Source organism: Burkholderia sp. HAN2018 (genome assembly GCF_024704855.1).
Taxonomy (GTDB): domain Bacteria; phylum Pseudomonadota; class Gammaproteobacteria; order Burkholderiales; family Burkholderiaceae; genus Burkholderia; species Burkholderia cepacia.
On record NZ_QOBB01000134.1, the window covers coordinates 1 to 19,621 of the forward strand.

The following is a 19,621-nucleotide window of genomic DNA, read 5'->3' on the forward strand; positions in this document are numbered from 1 at the left end:
GCCGGCCGGCAGCGCGTCGGCGGCAGCGAGCGCGGCCGGCGCGGACTTGCCGTGCTGCCCGTGACCCGCCATTCCTGACATGTCCGACATGCCGGGCATGTCGTCCATCGAGTCCATGCCGGCCATGCCGGCGTGACCGGCATGCTGCGCCCACGCCGCGCGGGCGAACAGCGACGCGGCCGCGACACCGATGGCGCGCGACAGGAAGGTTCTCCGTATCATCAAATCGTTCCTCGTTATCCATGCTGCGTCGCGCGGCCGCCGCGACGCCCGCGCCGGCCGGCTGAAGCGCCGATGCGCGACGCCAATCCTGATGCCCGCGTCATCATAACCGCAGGCTCATATCGAGACGCGTCGCCGCCGGACGGGCGGCGATACGCCGCAGACTCGACAACGCCGCGCTGGATTCAGCACGCATCGACCGGCATCGCCGATCGGCGATCCGCAGCCCTTCACTTGCTCCCCCAGCACCACTCGCCGCCCGCCCCATGCAGTCTCCAGGCGGCCGCCCGGCGCCTGCCGTTCAGCCGCGCCCCAGCACCGGCCGCGTCGCCGGTTCGCAAACCCGCCAATATTTCACGATGCGGAACAAGTCTCTGCGTTGTAAAAATTCGTGGTGCAGGGCACAAATTTCCCGTTTCGCGATGCCGAAAAACGTTCCGCAATACAAAACGTCGAATGCAAATATTTGTTTTTGAAAGAGAATTTTTGTTTAGTGGAGCCGTTCGACATGCACCATCCAACCGGGTCGCGGACGTAGACTTTGTCCCATGCACTGACGCTTCGCCACGACGTTCGATACGGAACGCGGCGCAAGCAGCCAGTCGGGCCACAGCCGGTCGAACCGGCAGGCGGCACAACAGAATCGCTTGTGATCAGAAAGGGAGAACGGAAATGAAGGGATTTCGCTTTGGTTCAGCGCTCGGGTCGTTCTACATCCTGCCGGGTAACGGTGGCTGGGAAGCAACGTTCGGCAACGCCCTGCTCGGCGCATTCTCGTGCCCCGAAGTGGCGGCCGACCACATCTCCCGCGGCGACTGCGAGCAACTGTCCGAACTGGACACGGCAACGCTCGAAGTGCCGCACGAAATCGCCGAATGGGAAATCGTTCACGTCTGAATGGCAGGCCTGCAACAAAAAACGCCCCGGGCGACCGGGGCGTTTTTTTCTTGTAACGAGCGGAGGGCAGCCAGACCCGCCACGCCGTCACTTGCTTCGACTCGCGCGATCGCGCGGCCCGTGTCAGGCAACCGCGTCGACGATGGCGTTCAGCGTCGCGCTCGGGCGCAACGCCTGGCTCGTCAGGTCGACGTTCGGACGATAGTAGCCGCCGATGGCCTGCGCCTTGCCCTGCGCGGCAGCCAGCTCTTCCAGAATGCGCGCTTCGTTGTCCGACAACGACTTCGCCACGCCTTCGAACTGCGCCTTCAGCGCCGCGTCCTCGGTCTGCTCGGCCAGCGCCTGCGCCCAGTACAGGCACAGGTAGAAGTGGCTGCCGCGGTTGTCGAGGCCGCCGACCTTGCGCGCCGGCGACTTGTTCTCGTCCAGGAACTTGCCGGTCGCCTGGTCGAGCGTCTTCGCGAGCACGAGCGCCTTCGGGTTCTGGTACGCGTTGCCGAGGTGTTCGAGCGATGCCGCGAGCGCGAGGAATTCGCCGAGCGAATCCCAGCGCAGGAAGCCTTCCTCGACGAACTGCTGCACGTGCTTCGGCGCGGAGCCGCCCGCACCCGTTTCGAACATCCCGCCGCCGGCCATCAGCGGCACGATCGACAGCATCTTCGCGCTGGTGCCGAGTTCCATGATCGGGAACAGGTCGGTCAGGTAGTCGCGCAGCACGTTGCCGGTGACCGAGATCGTGTCCTTGCCCGCACGGATGCGCTCGAGCGAGAAGCGCGTCGCGTCGACCGGCGTCATCACGCGGATGTCGAGGCCGTTCGTGTCGTGGTCCTTCAGGTAACGCTCGACCTTCGCGATGATCTGCGCGTCGTGCGCGCGTGCCGGATCGAGCCAGAACACGGCCGGTGCGCCGGTCGCGCGCGCGCGGTTGACCGCGAGCTTGACCCAGTCCTGCACCGGTGCGTCCTTCGTCTGGCACATGCGCCAGATGTCGCCCGACTCCACCGCATGCTCGAGCAGCACGTTGCCCGCTTCGTCGGTGACGCGCACGACGCCATCCGCCGGGATCAGGAACGTCTTGTCGTGCGAACCGTATTCTTCAGCCGCCTGCGCCATCAGGCCCACGTTCGGCACGCTGCCCATCGTGACCGGATCGAACGCGCCGTGCTGCTTGCAGTCCTCGATCACGACCTGGTAGACACCGGCGTAGCAACGATCCGGAATCACGGCCTTCGCGTCGTACAGCTGGCCGTCCGGGCCCCACATGCCGCCCGAATCGCGGATCATCGCCGGCATCGATGCGTCGACGATCACGTCGCTCGGCACGTGCAGGTTCGTGATGCCCTTGTCCGAGTTGACCATCGCAAGGCGCGGACGCACCGCGTATTCGGCCTTGATGTCGGCTTCGATCGCTTCGCGCGTGTCGGCCGGCAGGTCCTTCAGGCGCGCGTACAGGTCGCCGATCCCGTTGTTGGGGTTAAAACCGGCCTGCGCCAGCACGTCTGCGTGCTTCGCAAGCGCGTCGCGGTAGAACACCGACACGAAGTGACCGAACAGGATCGGGTCCGAGACCTTCATCATGGTCGCCTTCAGGTGCACCGAGAACAGCACGTCCTGCGCCTTCGCGTCGGCGATCTGCGCTTCGATGAAGCTGCGCAGCGCGTTGCGGCTCATCACCGATGCGTCGATGACCTCACCCGCCTTCACGGCCGTCTTTTCCTTCAGCACCTTCTTCGCGCCGTCGGTCGTCGTGAGTTCGATCTTCACGCTGCCGGCTTCGGCGATCAGCGCCGACTTCTCGCTGCCGTAGAAGTCGCCTTCGCTCATGTGCGCGACGTGCGCCTTCGACGTCGCTTTCCAGGCGCCCATCTTGTGCGGATGCTTGCGTGCGTAGTTCTTGACCGACAGCGGCGCGCGGCGGTCGGAGTTGCCTTCGCGCAGCACCGGGTTCACCGCGCTGCCCTTGATCTTGTCGTAGCGGGCCTTGACGGCCTTCTCTTCGTCCGTCGACGGATCTTCCGGATAGGCCGGCAGCGAATAGCCCTGCGCCTGCAGTTCGGCGATCGCGGCCTTGAGCTGCGGCACCGATGCGCTGATGTTCGGCAGCTTGATGATGTTCGCTTCCGGCTTCAGCGTGAGCTGGCCCAGTTCGGCCAGATCGTCGGAACCCTTCTGCTCGGGCGGCAGGACGTCTGCGAATGCCGCGACGATGCGGCCGGCGAGCGAGATGTCGCGCGTTTCGACGGCGACGCCGGACGAACGCGTGAAGGCCTTGACGATCGGCAGCAGCGAATAGGTCGCGAGCGCGGGCGCTTCGTCAGTGAGGGTATAGATGATCTTGGGCGAAGTGGACATGGTCGATGCGTTGCTACGTGAAAATTTGGACTGAGGAGCGCCGGCGGTAACCGGCGGGGAGCGACCAGGTCGGTCGCGAAAGGGGCGCGCCGGCTCAGCCGGGCGGTGGTGTTGCGAGGGCCGTCATGTTCTACCTTGCAGGGCCTCCGGGCCGCATCGCGGCGCCGCGGCCCGCATGCCGGACCACCCTGCCAACAAACCTGCCATCCACGAAACGCTCCGGCGCCGGCAGTCAGCGCCGGGGCGGCCGGCACCTGCCGGCCCACCCCGGAAGGGGACTTACATGTTCTCGATCAGCACTTCACCGAAGCCCGAGCACGACACCTGCGTCGCACCTTCCATCAGGCGCGCGAAGTCGTACGTGACGCGCTTCTGCAGGATCGACTTCTCCATCGCGGCGATGATCGTGTCGGCTGCTTCCGTCCAGCCGAGGTGGCGCAGCATCATTTCCGCCGACAGGATCTCGGAACCCGGGTTCACGTAATCCTTGCCCGCGTACTTCGGTGCCGTGCCGTGCGTCGCCTCGAACATCGCGACCGAATCCGACAGGTTCGCGCCCGGCGCGATCCCGATGCCGCCGACCTGCGCGGCCAGTGCGTCGGAGATGTAGTCGCCGTTCAGGTTCAGCGTGGCGATCACGTCGTATTCGGCCGGGCGCAGCAGGATCTGCTGCAGGAACGCATCGGCGATCGAATCCTTGATGACGATCTCGTTGCCCGTCTTCGGGTTCTTCACGCGCATCCACGGGCCGCCGTCGATCAGCTCGCCGCCGAATTCCTTCTGCGCCAGCGCGTAGCCGGCGTCACGGAACAGGCCTTCCGTGAACTTCATGATGTTGCCCTTGTGCACCAGCGTGACCGACTTGCGATCGTTGTCGATCGCGTACTGGATCGCCTTGCGCACGAGACGCTCGGTGCCTTCGGTCGACACGGGCTTGACGCCGATCCCCGAGGTTTCCGGGAAGCGGATCTTCTTCACGCCCATCTCGTCCTGCAGGAACTTGATGACCTTCTTCGCCTGCTCGGAGCCCGCGGCCCATTCGATGCCCGCGTAGATGTCTTCCGAGTTCTCGCGGAAGATCACCATGTCGATCTTTTGCGGCTCGCGCACCGGCGACGGCACGCCCTTGAAGTACTGCACCGGGCGCAGACACACGTACAGGTCGAGTTCCTGGCGCAGCGCGACGTTCAGCGAACGGATGCCGCCGCCGACCGGGGTCGTGAGCGGCCCCTTGATCGACACCACGTATTCCTTGAGCACCTGCAGCGTTTCGTCCGGGAGCCACACGTCCGGGCCGTACACCTTCGTCGCCTTCTCGCCCGCGAAGATCTCCATCCAGTGGATCTTGCGCTTGCCCTTGTAGGCATGCGCGACCGCCGCGTCGACAACCTTGATCATGACCGGCGTGATATCGAAGCCCGTACCGTCGCCTTCGATATAGGGAATGATCGGCTGATCGGAAACGTTGAGCGAGAAGTCCTTGTTGACGGTGATCTTGTCACCGCCTTCCGGAACCTTGATGTGCTGATACGGCATGATCGACTCCAGTGACGTGGCTGAGCAGGTGATGCTGGTCGAAGCTGCGCGCGCCGCGGGGGCGCGGCATGGCCACCCCGTGACGGCAACAGCGAGCCGCTATTCTAGCGCCCCAACCGGGCACTTCGGCATGAAGCGCGGCACTGCGTATCAAGACCCCACTTATGTCTTATATAAGACAGAGGACTTGGCGTTCCGTATTATGCATTAAGATTCCGCCATTTGCCATAGACCGCCCGCCCCCGCCTCCCGCGGCGCGCCGGGCGGACGACCCGCCATGAACCTGATCGCCCTCAACAAGCCGTTCGGCACGATTTGCCAGTTTTCCGCGCACGAGACGCGCCCGTCGCTCGGCGACTGGGTAAAAACGCCCGGCGTCTACGCGGCCGGCCGGCTCGACGCGGACAGCGAGGGGTTGCTGCTGCTCACCGACGACGGCGCGCTGCAGGCGCGCATCGCCGAGCCGCGCCACAAGCTCGTGAAGCGCTACTGGGCACAGGTCGAGGGCGCGCCGGGCGCCGCCGACCTGAAGGCGCTCGCGCGCGGCGTCGACCTCGGCGACTACGTGACGCGGCCATGCCGCGCCGAATTCATCGAACCGCCCGACGCGCTATGGCCGCGCAACCCGCCGATCCGCTACCGCGCCGCGATTCCGACGACGTGGATAGAACTCGCGATCACCGAAGGCAAGAACCGGCAGGTGCGCCGGATGACGGCGGCCGTCGGCTTCCCGACGTTGCGCCTGGTACGCGTCGGCATCGGTGCACTGGATATATTCGCGCTCGACATTGCACCGGGAGAAACAATCGCGCTGCCGCCGCGCGCGCCGTGGGACGGTTTCGCGCCCGCCGGATGACGAATTCGGGACGGGCGAATTTTTCGTCATCTTTTTCGTCAACCGCCCGCGAAGATCGCGCGTTAAACCACGCAGATGCCAACCTTAGCTATCCGGCATTGGCAGCCGAGCCGTGTTTGCGTCACGAAAGCGACGTTTTTATCGAATACGATTCGGCGCCCGCAGCGCAATGAGAAATTTCTCGAAGCGTCTGTCAACCGAAAGGTGGATGGCACCGTTAGACGACATGACTCCTATTGCCGGGTCATTTGGTTAATTAACTAAAGCTGAGGAACACAACATGAACAAACTGATCGCCGCTCTGGTCGCTGGCCTCTTCGCAACGGCTGCTTTCGCACAAGCATCGGCTCCGGAAGCTGCTCCGGCTGCTGCTGAAGCTGCTTCGGCACCGGCTAAGCACGCTGCTAAGAAGCACCACGCAGCTAAGAAGCACCACAAGGCATCGAAGAAGGCTGCAGCAAGCGACGCAGCAGCACCGGCAGCTGCTTCGAACTAAGTAAGCTTGCTGTAATAACGCAGTCAAGAACACGCAGTCTTGCCGTTCTTACGGCGTTGAAAGGCAGATCACCGCGAGGCGATCTGCCTTTTTCTTTTATGTGCCCGTCAGCGCGCATCGCGTACCATGCGGGTCTTGTTTTCCAGATAGGAGCCTTGCTGTGCAATTCTCCCTGCGCTCGTCGCTCGGCCGCCTTGCGCGCGCCGCCGTGTTTCCCGCCGCGCTCGCCGTCCTCGCGCTCGGCATGCAGGCCGCCAGCGCGCAAGTGCCGCCCGGCGCCAAGCAGCCGAGCGAATTCCCGCGCGTGAAGCTGCGCGCCGGCATGTACGTGATCGACGCGGCCGTCGCCGCGAACGACCCCGACCGCGAACAGGGGCTGATGTACCGTTCGCAGCTCGCGCCGAACGAAGGCATGCTGTTCGTGTTCAACGAGAACGCGGTGCACTGCTTCTGGATGAAGAACACGCTGATCCCGCTGTCGATCGCGTTCATCCGCGCGGACGGCACGATCACCGACATCGACGAGATGAAGGCCGAGACGACCGACAACCACTGCCCGCGCAACAACGGCGTCTATGCCCTCGAAATGAGCAAGGGCTGGTTCGCGGCGAAAGGTATCAAGCCCGGGATGAAGCTCGAAGGGCTGCCGCAAGCCCAGTAACGGATATCGCCGCGCCGCCGACCCGACCCGCGTCACGTCACGTCACGTCACGCCGCGCCGCGCCGCGTACCGACCCAAGCCGGCCGCCCGTTGCGCGCCGGCTTTTTTTCGCCTGTCGGCGGCGGCGCCCGCCTTGATTCGGCCAACACTGCCCGCATCTGCAAAAGCCACGGACAAGCGCTATCCTTTAAATCTCGCTAGTCCAGCCCGGGCCGGCCCAGCCGGCCCGCTTACGATCCGAACCTAAGGAGGTTCACGTGCCCCGCAAAACCCCCATCGAGCGCTATCGCAATATCGGGATCAGTGCTCACATCGATGCCGGCAAGACCACGACGACCGAGCGCATCCTGTTTTACACCGGCGTGAGCCACAAGATCGGTGAAGTGCACGACGGCGCGGCCACGATGGACTGGATGGAGCAGGAGCAGGAACGCGGCATCACGATCACGTCGGCCGCGACCACGGCCTTCTGGAAGGGCATGGCCGGCAACTATCCGGAGCACCGGATCAACATCATCGACACGCCCGGGCACGTCGACTTCACGATTGAAGTCGAGCGCTCGATGCGCGTGCTCGACGGCGCGTGCATGGTCTACGACTCGGTCGGCGGCGTGCAGCCGCAGTCCGAAACCGTCTGGCGCCAGGCCAACAAGTACAAGGTGCCGCGCATCGCGTTCGTCAACAAGATGGACCGCATCGGCGCCGATTTCTTCCGCGTGCAGCGGCAGATCGGCGAGCGCCTGAAAGGCGTCGCCGTGCCGATCCAGATTCCGATCGGCGCGGAGGATCATTTCCAGGGCGTCGTCGACCTCGTGAAGATGAAGGCGATCGTGTGGGACGACGAAAGCCAGGGCGTGAAGTTCACGTACGAGGACATCCCCGCGAACCTCGTCGAGCTCGCGCACGAATGGCGCGAGAAGATGGTCGAGGCCGCGGCGGAAGCGAGCGAGGAACTGCTCGAGAAGTACCTGCACGACCATGAATCGCTGACCGAGGACGAGATCAAGGCCGCGCTGCGCAAGCGCACGATCGCGAACGAGATCGTGCCGATGCTGTGCGGCAGCGCGTTCAAGAACAAGGGCGTGCAGGCGATGCTCGACGCGGTGATCGACTACCTGCCGTCGCCCGTCGACGTGCCCGCGATCCTCGGCCACGACTTCCACGATCCGGAAAAGCCGGCGGAACGTCATCCGAGCGACGACGAGCCGTTCTCGTCGCTCGCGTTCAAGATCATGACCGACCCGTTCGTCGGTCAGCTGATCTTCTTCCGTGTGTATTCGGGCGTCGTCGAATCGGGCGACACGGTGCTGAACGCGACCAAGGACAAGAAGGAACGGCTCGGCCGGATCCTGCAGATGCACGCGAACGAGCGCAAGGAAATCAAGGAAGTGCGCGCGGGCGACATCGCGGCCGCCGTCGGCCTGAAGGAAGCGACCACCGGCGACACGCTGTGCGACCCGGCGAAGCCGATCATCCTCGAGAAGATGGAATTCCCGGAACCGGTGATCTCGCAGGCCGTCGAGCCGAAGACGAAGGCCGACCAGGAAAAGATGGGCCTCGCGCTGAACCGTCTCGCGCAGGAAGATCCGTCGTTCCGCGTGCAGACCGACGAAGAGTCCGGCCAGACGATCATTTCGGGGATGGGCGAGCTTCACCTCGAAATCCTGGTCGACCGGATGAAGCGTGAATTCGGCGTCGAAGCGACGGTCGGCAAGCCGCAGGTCGCGTATCGCGAGACGGTGCGCACGACGGCGTCCGACGTCGAGGGCAAGTTCGTCAAGCAGTCGGGTGGCCGCGGTCAGTACGGCCATGCGGTGATCACGCTCGAGCCGAACCCCGGCAAGGGCTACGAGTTCCTCGACGAGATCAAGGGCGGCGTGATTCCGCGTGAATTCATCCCGGCCGTCGACAAGGGCATCACCGAAACGCTGAAGAGCGGCGTGCTCGCGGGCTACCCGGTCGTCGACGTGAAGGTGCACCTGACGTTCGGCTCGTACCACGACGTCGACTCGAACGAAAACGCGTTCCGGATGGCCGGCTCGATGGCGTTCAAGGAAGCGATGCGCCGCGCGAAGCCGGTGCTGCTCGAGCCGATGATGGCGGTCGAGGTCGAGACGCCCGAGGAGTTCATGGGCAACGTGATGGGCGACCTGTCGAGCCGTCGCGGCATCGTGCAGGGGATGGAAGACATCGCGGGCGGCGGCGGCAAGCTCGTTCGCGCCGAGGTGCCGCTCGCGGAGATGTTCGGCTATTCGACGTCGCTGCGTTCGGCCACGCAGGGCCGCGCAACCTACACGATGGAGTTCAAGCAGTACGCGGAAACGCCGGCCAACGTATCGGAAGGCGTGATCAGCGCGAAAGTGAAGTAAGCGCGGCGCGATCTCGCGCTGTCGCACGCAGCAAGGCCCGTCCGGAACCGGACGGGCCTTTTTTATTCGTGCACACCGTGCACACGGCTTTTTTGATCGGCACGACCGGTATTTTTTTCGCGTGCCACAATGCAGCGCGAATCGTCAGATGGAACGTCCCGATGCCGCCCACCCCTGCCCTGCGCCGCCTGCTGATCCTCTATGCCGGCCTGATCGCCGCAAACGCCGCCGTCTGGCTGTGGGCGCTCGCCGTGTTGCGCGATCATCCGCTGCTGCTCGGCACCGCGGCGATCGCTTACGGGCTCGGGCTGCGTCACGCGGTCGACGCCGATCACATCGCCGCGATCGACGTTGCGACGCGCAAGCTGATGCAGGACGGCCAGCGTCCGGTGAGCGTCGGGCTGTTCTTCTCGCTCGGCCATTCGACGATCGTGATCGCCGCGACGCTCGGCATCGCGCTGACGGCATTCGCGCTGCGCGACCGGTTCGATGCGTTCCGCGAGATCGGCGGCACGATCGGCACGGCGGTGTCGGCCACCTTCCTGCTCGTGCTCGCGTGCGTGAACCTGGCGATCCTGCGCGACGTGTGGCGGCGCTATCGCGGCACGCACGGGCATGGGCACGATGCGGCGCATGTGCACCGCCCGGCCGGGCTCGTGTCGCGGCTGCTGCGTCCGCTGTTCCGGTTCGTGTCGAAGAGCTGGCACATGTATCCGGTCGGCGTGCTGTTCGGGCTCGGTTTCGATACTGCAACCGAAATCGGCCTGCTCGCGATCGCGGCCGCACAGGCGAGCCAGGGGCTGCCGGTCTATACGGTCATGCTGTTTCCCGCGCTTTTCACCGCCGGCATGACGCTGATCGACTCGACCGATAACGTGCTGATGATTCACGCGTACGGCTGGGCAATGGACGATCCGCAGCGCAAGCTGCTCTACAACGCGAGCATCACGTTCGTGTCGGCGGCCGTCGCGCTGGCGATCGGCGGGATCGAGGCAGCCGGCCTGCTGGCCGACAAGTTGTCGCTGACGGGCCCCGTGCGCGACGCGCTCGATGCGGTCGGCGAGCGCTTCGGCTCGATCGGCTACGGCATCGTCGCCCTGTTCCTCGTCTGCTGGATCGCATCGATCCTGTTCCACCGCTGGCAGCGCGCGGCCGATGCGCCGGCGCGCTGAACTTAGCTCAGACGTTTCATTCCGGAAACAAAACTCCTACCAAAGACGTTGCATGCGCCGTCGCGCGCTGCGCGCGCCTTGAGCCACGGGCTCAAGCGGCCGATGGCACGGATCTGGCAGATAGGGCTTCGCACGGCGGGCCCGCATGCCGCTCCGCGATCGAGGCTGGCGTCCAGCGCCGGCCCGAAGGCGATCGGCTGCCGACAGGACTACGAACCTTTACCGGCCCCCTGCACTACACGTAGATTGCCGCGCGGCGACGAGGCATCGCGCGCATGGGGAGGCCATGATGCTCAAGACGAAACGACCGTTCCGCACGACGGGACGGTGCCATCGCGCAACCTTGTTCGCCGCAGCCGCGTTCGCGTGCTGCTGCTCGTATGCCGTCGCACAGGACGCGACACCGGACTCCGCGCCCGATGCCGTTGCCGGCGCGGACGCCGTCATGATGCTGGTCGACGACGCTTCGCCGTGCGCAGCGAATCCGGCTGCGTGCTCGGTGCACGTCTTCGCCGGTGGGCGCGCCGGCGGGAATGGCGCAGGTGCGACCGGCAATGGCAGCGGCAGCAGCCCCGGTAGCGGAAATGGCAATGGCGGCGGCAGCGGCAACGGCAACAACGGGAACGGTACCGTCGGACCTGCCGGCGTCGGCGGAACGACGAGCGGAACATCCGGCGGCACGAGCGGTTCGGGTGGCTCGGGCCGCGGTGGCAACGCGTCTGGTAACGGTGGTTCGGGTGGCTCTTCCGGCGGCGGTTCTTCCGGTGGGGGTTCTTCCGGTGGGGGGTCTTCCGGCGGCGGTTCTTCCGGCGGCGGTTCTTCCGGCGGCGGCGGTCACGGCAATGGTGGCGGCCATGGCGATGGCGGTGGTCACGGCAATGGCGACGGCGGTGGTCACGGCGATGGGGGCGGCCACGGCAACGGCGGTGGCCATGGCAGCGGTGACGGCGGCGGTCACGGTAACGGCGATGGTGGTGGTCACGGTAACGGCGGTGGCAACGGCAACGGCGATGGTGGTGGTCACGGCAATGGCGATGGCGGCGGTCACGGTAACGGCGGTGGCCACGGCAACGGCGATGGCGGTGGTCACGGCAATGGCGACGGCGGCGGTCACGGTAACGGCGGTGGCAACGGCAACGGCGATGGTGGTGGTCACGGCAATGGCGATGGCGGCGGTCACGGTAACGGCGGTGGCCACGGCAACGGCGATGGTGGTGGTCACGGCAATGGTGGCGGCCATGGCAACGGCGATGGCGGCGGCCACGGCAACGGCGATGGTGGCGGTCACGGTAACGGCGGTGGCCACGGCAACGGCGATGGTGGTGGTCACGGCAATGGTGGCGGCCACGGCAACGGCGATGGCGGCGGTCACGGCAACGGCGGTGGCCATGGCAGCGGCGATGGCGGTGGTCACGGCAGCGGCGGTGGCCATGGCAGCGGCGATGGCGGTGGCCATGGCGACGGTGGCAACGGTGGCCACGGCAATGGCGGTGGCAACGGCAATGGAAACGGCAGCGGCGGCGCTGGCAATGGCGGGGCCAACGGTGTCGGCAATGGCCATGGCAGCGGGAACGGCAATGGCGGCGGTCACGGCAACGGCGGATCCTCCGGAGGCAACCACTGACCTGCAGCGTTGCCCGGCCGGGCGTCGTCAGAGCATCTCGAGCGCGCGCTTGCTGCGTGGCGGACGGAAGTACGCGTCAAGCTGCGCGCGCTCGTCATCGCTGAACATGAAATCGAGCGCGGCCCGGTTGTCGCGCACGTGTTCGATGCGCGACGCCTTCGGGATCGCGAAAACCCCCGGCTGCGCGAGCACCCACGCGAGCGCGACGCGCATCACCGACACCCCGCGCTGCCGTGCGATCTCGTCGAGCGGCGAGCGCTTCGGCAGCCGTCCGTGATCGACCGGGCTGTAGGCCATCGCCGGCATCCCGTGCCCGGCAAGCCATGGCAGCAGGTCGAATTCCGGGCCGCGCCGCGCGATGTTGTAGAGGATCTGGTTGGTCGCGCACGCGCCGCCGCCGGCTTCATCGACGAGCTCGGCCATGTCGGCCGTATCGAAGTTGCTGACACCCCAGTGACGGATCTTGCCCGCGCGCTGCAGCGCTTCGAAGCCTTCGACCGTTTCATCGAGCGGCACCGAGCCGCGCCAGTGCAGCAGATACAGGTCGAGGCGATCGGTACGCAGGCGCTTGAGGCTCGCATCGCACGCGGCAACGACGCCGCGCCGGCTCGCATGATGCGGATAGACCTTGCTGACAAGGAACACGTCGTCGCGCAGGCCCGCAAGCGCCTCGCCGACCAGTTCCTCGGTCGCGCCGTCGCCGTACATCTCGGCCGTGTCGACCAGCGTCATTCCGAGCGCGACGCCTTCGCGCAGCGCGGCGATCTCGTCCGCGCGCCGGGCCGGCCGCTCGCCCATCTCCCACGTGCCCAGGCCAAGCTTCGGAATCGTCTCGCCGTCCGGCAGGACGACCGTGGCGATCGTGTCTGTCATGCGTTCCTCGTTGCGGATTCATGGCCGCGCGCCGCGACCCAGGCATGGAATACGACGCATCAGTGTAGTCAATCGGCGCGCAATTCACCTATTGCACGGCAAAAACCGGCTATAACGGCGCCACGCGATGACTTAGAATGGCCGCAACCTGATCGATACCCACTCCATGAAGGCATCCACGGACGACCGCTGGCAGGACCTGCGCCCCGACCCCGACAACGACACGCCGCTCTACCTGCAGCTCGCCCGCAAGCTCGGCGACGCGATCCACGACAACCGCTGGACAGCCGGTGAGGCATTGCCCTCCGAGCGCGTGCTGTCCGATGCACTCGGCGTATCGCGCATCACCGCGCGCAAGGCGATCGCGCTGCTCGTCGAGCAAGGCCTGATTCGCCGCACGCAGGGCGCCGGCAATTTCATCCAGCCGCGCTACGAGGATCCGCTGTCGCGGCTGTCGAGCTTCAGCGAAATGCTCGAACGGCGCGGCTTCAAGCCGAGCTCGCAATGGCTCGCACGCGAGATCCAGCCGGCGAACCGCGACGAAGTGATCCAGCTCGGGCTGTCGCCGGCCGCATCGGTCACGCGCCTGAAACGCCTGCGCCTCGCCGACGGCATCGTGATGGCCGTCGAGAATTCGACGTTTCCCGCGACGCTGATCCCCGATCCGCAGGCAATCGGCGATTCGCTGTACAGCTATCTCGAAGCGCGCGGCACGCCGATCGTGCGCGCGCTGCAGCATTTCCGCGCGGTCAACGCGACCGACGAGATCGCCGAGCAGATGGGCATCGCACCGCACGACGCGCTGCTGCTGATCACACGAATCGGCTATACGTCGGACCAGCGCGCGATCGAACTGACCGATACCTACTGCCGCAACGACTACTACGACTTCGTCGTCGAACTGCGCAAGTAACGCGAGCCGCGCCGCCGGCGCTTACAGCCAGCGCGCATCGTCGGTGCCGGGCGGCACGGACGGGCGCGCAAGCGACGGCGGTGTCACCGATAACCGCTCGGCGGGCCGCACCGCGTCGAGCATGCCGAACGGCGACGCGATGCGCTCGATCCGGTCGCTTACGTCGGCGCGCGCGAAATCGGGTGCCTGCAGGCCGTCCGGCACGATACCGAACGACTGCAGCCAGCGGCCCGTCTGCGCGAGCGACAGTCGCACGTGCCAGCTTCCCCCTTCGCGTGCCCTGCGCGCGAGCGCGATCATCGCGCCGAACGCCGCGAGATAACCCGTTGCATGATCGAGCGCCTGGCACGGCAGGTGGCGCGGCGCGTTCGCGTGCGCGGCCTGCTGTTCCTGCCACGCGATCCCGCTCGCCGACTGCACGAGACTGTCGAAGCCGCGCCGCTGCGCCCACGGCCCCGCATGCCCGTATGCCGATATCGACACGCACACGATGCCGGGCCGCCGCGCCGCCAGCGCGAGCGGTCCGAAGCCGCGCGCCGCGAGCGCGCCGGGCCGGTACGACTGCAGGAACACATCCGCATCGCGTGCGAGCGCGTGCAGCGTATCGACGCCCGCGTCGTCGCGCAGGTCGATCCACGTCGAACGCTTGCCACGCCCGTTGTCGATCACGAGCGGCGCGATGTTCGGCAGGTGCGGGCCGTTGACAAGCAGTGTCTGCGCGCCGTGCGACGCCAGCGTGCGGCCCGCGACCGGCCCCGCGATGATCCGCGTGAGATCGAGCACGCGCACACCGGCAAGCGGCTGGCCGGCGTCGCCCCCGCCGATCGGCTCGACGGGGGCATCGCCGATCCGCTCGATCTCGAACAGCGGCAGCGAGGCGATCGCACGCGCCTGCTCGTGTGCCGCCCACTCGTCAGGCGTTCTGATCAATGCGGCGCACAGCCCGGCCTCGGCCAGCGCGGTGTCGAGTGCTGCGCCGTCCCGCGTGCGGATCGCCGCGGCGACGTCGTCCCGCTGCGCGCCGCAGCCGAGCACGCCGAGCATCCCCTGCAGGTGATGCGGAAAGTTTGCGTGCAACTGGATCCAGCGCCCGTCGCGCGTCTCGTAGAAGCCCGTCACCGGATGACGCAACTCCGGCGGCGGGCCGTCGTCCACGCGCAGATAGCGTTCGCTGCGGAACGCGACGAGCGCGTCGCGCACCGATACGTCGACGGTTTGCGCAACGCCCGTGCGAAGCCGATGGCATTCGGCCGCCGCGAGCCCGGCTGCCGCGATCGTCGCCGCGGCCAGCGTGCCGACCCGGAAGGTCGACGGCAGCGTCGGGTCCTGCCCCGTCACGGTCGCGCGTGCCGGCGCGTCGGGGTCGCCGCGTGCGAGCCGCCACAGATGCGTCAACGCGAGTTCAGGTGTCATGGCGAGACGAGCCGTGGGGGGGAGACAGGATCGAGTCTAGAATTCGCGACCGTCGCGAGCAATCCTGGACGCAAGCCGATCCGCCAGCGCCGGGAGGCTACGTCGGCAACGATGCCGGCGCATGACGCCGGCCGTCGCGCCATGCGACGAGCGGCCGCCACCACGCCTGCGCGGCGCGCACGGCGGGCGCGTCGAGCGGACCGAACGCGAACGTCGCGCCGTGCGCCCCCGCGCTGACCCAGACGCGCATGCCGGGCGTGAGCGTCAGCGAATCGCCGGCGCCGAGCCAGTGATCGTCGATCCGGCCCTCGATCGTCACCCAGACCTCGCCGTCGGCCACCTCCAGTGCGGTGCGATCGACGATCCGCCATCGACCGGCCGGCTCGTCGCCTTCGATCACGTAAAGTCGCAGTTCGCGCATGGCAGCCTCCTGGTCGCACGGGTTCGATGGCACCAGGATTTCGGACAGCGGCAGCACACGGACAGATACGGCGGCAGACCCTTTCGGCTGAACTGTACCGGTCACTCGACGAGGACAGGCACCCGCAGGCCGGACTTCGCACCGCCCTTGCGCCGAACCTGCACGGCGCGACGGCTTTCCCTACAATGTCGGCTGTCCCGCACCACCGCCCCGCCCCCATGTTCCAGCGCCCGCCTGCCGCCGCTCCCGGCGAAAAGAACCTCACCCTGATGCTCTGGCTCGTCGCAACGGGCTTCTTCATGCAGACGCTCGACTCGACGATCGTCAACACGGCGCTGCCGTCGATGGCCGCGAGCCTCGGCGAATCGCCGCTGCGCATGCAGTCGGTGGTGATCGCGTACTCGCTGACGATGGCGGTGATGATCCCCGTGTCGGGCTGGCTCGCCGATACCTTCGGCACGCGGCGCGTGTTCTTCAGCGCGATCCTGGTGTTCTCGCTCGGCTCGCTGCTGTGCGCGAACGCGCATACGCTGCAGCAACTCGTCGCGTTCCGCGTCGTTCAGGGGGTCGGCGGCGCGATGCTGCTGCCGGTCGGGCGACTCGCGGTGCTGCGCACGTTCCCGGCCGAACGCTACCTGTCCGCGCTGTCGTTCGTCGCGATTCCCGGCCTGATCGGCCCGCTGATCGGGCCGACGCTCGGCGGCTGGCTCGTGAAGATCGCGTCGTGGCACTGGATCTTCCTGATCAACGTGCCGGTCGGCGTCGCGGGCTGCATCGCGACCTTCTATTCGATGCCCGATTCGCGCAACCCGGCCGTCGGCCGCTTCGACCTGAAGGGCTATCTGCTGCTGACGATCGGCATGGTCGCAATCTCGCTGTCGCTCGACGGGCTCGCCGATCTCGGCATGCAACACGCGGCCGTGCTCGTGCTGCTGATCCTGAGCCTTGCGTGCTTCGTCGCATATGGCCTGTATGCGGTGCGCGCGCCGCAGCCGATCTTCTCGCTCGAGCTGTTCAGGATCCACACGTTCAGCGTCGGGCTGCTCGGCAACCTGTTCGCGCGGATCGGCAGCGGCGCGATGCCGTACCTGATCCCGCTGCTGCTGCAGGTGAGCCTCGGCTACTCGGCGTTCGAGGCCGGGCTGATGATGCTGCCGGTGGCGGCGGCCGGGATGTTCTCGAAGCGGATCATCACGCGCCTGATCACGCGCTACGGCTATCGCAAGGTGCTGCTCGTGAACACGATCATGGTCGGCGTGATGATGGCGAGCTTCGCGCTGATGCGCGACACGGTGCCGGTCTGGGTGAAGGTCGTGCATCTCGCGCTGTTCGGCGGCTTCAACTCGATGCAGTTCACCGCGATGAACACGCTGACGCTCAAGGATCTCGGCACGGGCGGCGCGAGCAGCGGCAACAGCCTGTTCTCGCTCGTGCAGATGCTGTCGATGAGCCTCGGCGTCACGGTCGCGGGGGCGCTGCTCGCGACGTTCACGGGCATGCTGCGCACCGTGACGCCGAGCAACACGCTGCCGGCGTTCCATGCGACGTTCATCTGCGTCGGGATCATCACGGCCGCTTCCGCGTGGATCTTCGCGCAGCTCGCGCCCGAGATCCGCAGCACCGCGCGCAAGACCGACCCGTCCGAGCGCGCGTGACGCGCGGCGCGCGCCGAACCGGGTCGGCGCGCACCATTGCGGTGCAGTGCGGGCCGTTCGATGCGCCGGCGATGACCGATGGCCCGGCCGCGACGCGCCGCCGCACGGGGTACGATGCCGTGCACGCTTCTTGCTCGCCTATTCTCTAGGTAAACTGGCAGTCTTCCTTCGGCCGACATCATGAGCATGATCGAAATCGATCCCCCCGGCTTTCAGCCGCCCCGCCCCGTCGCCGGCGACGACGGGAACCGGCGCACCGTGCTGTACGGCGGCTACACCGTGTTCAGCGTGTTCCAGCCCGTTTTCTCGGTGTCGCACCGCCGCGCGATCGGCTATCACGCGTCGCTGCGTGCGCACGACGAGGACAGCCGCCAGGTGGCGTCGCACGAGGTGTTCACGCAGGCGGCGCGGCGCGGCGACCTGCTCGAGCTCGGCCGGCTCGCCGAATCGCTGCATCTCGGCAACTTCCACGCGTTCGACAGTCATGACGAATGGCTCTTCCTGAGCCTGCATCCGGCCGCGCTGATGGACACCGTCTACAGCGACGCCCTGCTCGCGAACCTGAAGGCGCTCGGGCTGCCGCCGCATCGCGTGGTGCTCGAAGTGCCCGAGCAGGCGGGCGGCGAAACGCCGCGCTATGCGGCGATCGTCGACGGGCTGCGCAAGGCCGGCTTCCTGATCGCGCTGGTCGGGTTCGGCGCGAAGCATTCGAACATCGACCGCGTGTGGCACCTGCATCCCGACATCGTCACGCTCGATCGCGGCATCCTCGCGCAGGCAAGCGAGCACTCGCATCTCGAACGCGTGCTGCCGGGGCTCGTGTCGCTGCTGCACGAATCCGGCCAGCTCGTGCTGATGGGCGGGCTCGCGACCGAACGCGACGCGCTGATCGCACTCGAGTGCGACGTCGATTTCGTGCAGGGCCAGTATTTCGCGGGGCCGAGCGTCGAACCGGTGCAACCGCAGGCCGCCGCGGGCTGCATGGATACGCTGTCGGCCGCATTGCGGCTGCGCGTCGCGCAACGCGAGCGCACGCAGGCGGAACGGCTCGCACCGTACGTCGCGGCGCTCGAGGAAGCGAGCCGGAAGCTCGGCGCGGGCGAGCCACTCACCGACGCGGCGGCCGTCGTACTCGGGCTGCCCGAGACCGCCCGGTGTTTCCTGCTCGACGCATCGGGGCGCCAGATCGGCGACAACGTGCTCGCGCGCGGCAGCGTATCGCAGCGCGCCAAGCGCTTCCGGCCGCTGCTGCACTCGGAAGGCGCGAGCTGGGAACGGCGCCCGTACTTCATCGACGCGATGCGCGCGCCGGGCCACGTGCACCTGACGTCCCCCTACCTGTCGATCAACGAGGCGCACCTGTGCGTGACCGCGTCGATCGCCGCGCCGGTCGCGACCGGCATGCAGGTGCTGTGCGTCGACATCAACTGGGAAGCGGCACTCAACCGCGAATGAGCGCGCCGCCGCGCCGCGCTCACGCGGCGGCGGCCTTGCGCGCGATCAGCCGGTGCACGCGCTTGCCGGACGATGCGCTGACGACCTCGTGCTCGTCGATCACCTGCGTGCCCGCGCCGAGCGCCGCCCGCATCCGCGCCGAATCGAGCGGCGTGTAAAGGCGGCCGCGCTCGTCGCGCAACGCGCCGTTGCCGGCCACCCGCCAGCTCACGTATAACGTGCCGCCCGGCATCAGGAGTTCGGCCAGCCGCGCGGCGGCGGCCGCCGCGTCCGCCTGTTCGAGATGCATCACGACCGTTTCGCACAGCACGTTGCGAAACGCGCCGGACGGCACGCCGGCCAGCGCTGGCAGTGCGGCCAGCTCGAAGGTGAGGTCCGGATGGCGGCGCCGCGCCTCGTCGAGCAGTGCGACGCTCGCGTCGTAGCCGCGCACGTCGAAGCCGCGCGACGCGAGCCAGGCCGTATCGCGCCCGGCTCCGCAGCCGACGTCCGCGGTCGGCCCCGGCGAAAAATGCTGCTCCAGCAGCGCGTACATGTCGTCTGGCGCGGCCTGGTCGAGCCAGTCCTGCGCGTATTGCGCGGCATGGGCGTCGTACGCATCGAGAGTCGGGCGATCCACCATGTGACAGCTCCGCATAAGCGTCGTATGACGCACCCCGCATCTTGGCCGCAGCACCTGCCTTGCGGCCCCCCCACGCCCCGCGCG

16 protein-coding genes and 1 pseudogene are annotated in these 19,621 nt (G+C 67.1%); 10 read left to right on the top strand and 7 right to left on the bottom strand.

The window, feature by feature from the left end; translation table 11 throughout:
- A pseudogene (locus DPV74_RS26900) lies at window positions 1-222 on the bottom strand (multicopper oxidase family protein); the annotation flags it as partial.
- Window positions 223-894: 672 nt separating this feature from the next.
- Here DPV74_RS26900 and DPV74_RS26905 point away from each other — a divergent pair.
- Window positions 895-1,119: a hypothetical protein gene (locus DPV74_RS26905; RefSeq protein ID WP_006490888.1), complete on the top strand. Its 225-nt coding sequence runs from the start codon at window positions 895-897 to the stop codon at window positions 1,117-1,119.
- A 123-nt stretch (window positions 1,120-1,242) separates the two neighbouring features.
- Here the strand turns inward: DPV74_RS26905 and DPV74_RS26910 are convergent, their stop codons facing one another.
- A complete protein-coding gene (locus tag DPV74_RS26910; protein ID WP_060174860.1) occupies window positions 1,243-3,471 on the bottom strand; it encodes an NADP-dependent isocitrate dehydrogenase in 2,229 nt (742 codons plus the stop codon).
- 279 nt (window positions 3,472-3,750) lie between these two features.
- Window positions 3,751-5,007 (bottom strand): NADP-dependent isocitrate dehydrogenase, encoded by a 1,257-nt coding sequence (gene icd, locus DPV74_RS26915; protein WP_006478026.1) that lies wholly within the window; start codon window positions 5,005-5,007, stop codon window positions 3,751-3,753.
- A gap of 277 nt (window positions 5,008-5,284) precedes the next feature.
- On the opposite strand from icd, the gene DPV74_RS26920 reads away from it, so the two are divergent.
- The 6 genes from DPV74_RS26920 (at window position 5,285) to DPV74_RS26945 (ending at window position 12,185) form a co-directional block, all read left to right on the top strand.
- On the top strand, window positions 5,285-5,863 hold the full coding sequence (locus DPV74_RS26920) for a pseudouridine synthase (RefSeq protein WP_021163328.1): 579 nt from the start codon (window positions 5,285-5,287) through the stop codon (window positions 5,861-5,863).
- 280 nt (window positions 5,864-6,143) lie between these two features.
- Entirely contained in the window at window positions 6,144-6,359 is a 216-nt protein-coding gene (locus DPV74_RS26925) for a hypothetical protein (protein WP_011352970.1), read from the top strand.
- Window positions 6,360-6,519: 160 nt separating this feature from the next.
- Window positions 6,520-7,020, top strand: coding sequence for a DUF192 domain-containing protein (locus tag DPV74_RS26930; protein WP_027786657.1), 501 nt, complete (start codon window positions 6,520-6,522; stop codon window positions 7,018-7,020).
- A gap of 257 nt (window positions 7,021-7,277) precedes the next feature.
- On the top strand, window positions 7,278-9,389 hold the full coding sequence (gene fusA / locus DPV74_RS26935; protein ID WP_027786656.1) for an elongation factor G: 2,112 nt from the start codon (window positions 7,278-7,280) through the stop codon (window positions 9,387-9,389).
- 161 nt (window positions 9,390-9,550) lie between these two features.
- Complete coding sequence (locus DPV74_RS26940; RefSeq protein WP_060174861.1) at window positions 9,551-10,561, top strand: HoxN/HupN/NixA family nickel/cobalt transporter; 1,011 nt, start codon at window positions 9,551-9,553, stop codon at window positions 10,559-10,561.
- A gap of 289 nt (window positions 10,562-10,850) precedes the next feature.
- Window positions 10,851-12,185: a hypothetical protein gene (locus tag DPV74_RS26945; RefSeq protein WP_240440022.1), complete on the top strand. Its 1,335-nt coding sequence runs from the start codon at window positions 10,851-10,853 to the stop codon at window positions 12,183-12,185.
- A gap of 27 nt (window positions 12,186-12,212) precedes the next feature.
- Here DPV74_RS26945 and DPV74_RS26950 read toward each other — a convergent pair whose 3' ends face one another.
- Window positions 12,213-13,058 (bottom strand): aldo/keto reductase, encoded by an 846-nt coding sequence (locus DPV74_RS26950; RefSeq protein WP_027789298.1) that lies wholly within the window; start codon window positions 13,056-13,058, stop codon window positions 12,213-12,215.
- A 166-nt stretch (window positions 13,059-13,224) separates the two neighbouring features.
- On the opposite strand from DPV74_RS26950, the gene DPV74_RS26955 reads away from it, so the two are divergent.
- Window positions 13,225-13,971, top strand: coding sequence for a GntR family transcriptional regulator (locus DPV74_RS26955; protein WP_027789297.1), 747 nt, complete (start codon window positions 13,225-13,227; stop codon window positions 13,969-13,971).
- 21 nt (window positions 13,972-13,992) lie between these two features.
- Here DPV74_RS26955 and DPV74_RS26960 read toward each other — a convergent pair whose 3' ends face one another.
- Both DPV74_RS26960 and DPV74_RS26965 read right to left on the bottom strand, forming a co-directional pair.
- Window positions 13,993-15,384, bottom strand: coding sequence for a CoA transferase (locus DPV74_RS26960; protein ID WP_119338294.1), 1,392 nt, complete (start codon window positions 15,382-15,384; stop codon window positions 13,993-13,995).
- A 97-nt stretch (window positions 15,385-15,481) separates the two neighbouring features.
- A complete protein-coding gene (locus DPV74_RS26965; protein ID WP_021156384.1) occupies window positions 15,482-15,805 on the bottom strand; it encodes a DUF2917 domain-containing protein in 324 nt (107 codons plus the stop codon).
- 218 nt (window positions 15,806-16,023) lie between these two features.
- Between DPV74_RS26965 and mdtD the strand changes: the two genes are divergently transcribed.
- Both mdtD and DPV74_RS26975 read left to right on the top strand, forming a co-directional pair.
- Window positions 16,024-17,460, top strand: coding sequence for a multidrug transporter subunit MdtD (mdtD, locus tag DPV74_RS26970; RefSeq protein ID WP_027789294.1), 1,437 nt, complete (start codon window positions 16,024-16,026; stop codon window positions 17,458-17,460).
- Window positions 17,461-17,640: 180 nt separating this feature from the next.
- Complete coding sequence (locus tag DPV74_RS26975) at window positions 17,641-18,915, top strand: EAL domain-containing protein (RefSeq protein WP_027789293.1); 1,275 nt, start codon at window positions 17,641-17,643, stop codon at window positions 18,913-18,915.
- A gap of 19 nt (window positions 18,916-18,934) precedes the next feature.
- Here DPV74_RS26975 and DPV74_RS26980 read toward each other — a convergent pair whose 3' ends face one another.
- Complete coding sequence (locus DPV74_RS26980) at window positions 18,935-19,537, bottom strand: methyltransferase domain-containing protein (protein ID WP_119338295.1); 603 nt, start codon at window positions 19,535-19,537, stop codon at window positions 18,935-18,937.
- Between the last annotated feature and the right edge of the window lie 84 nt (window positions 19,538-19,621).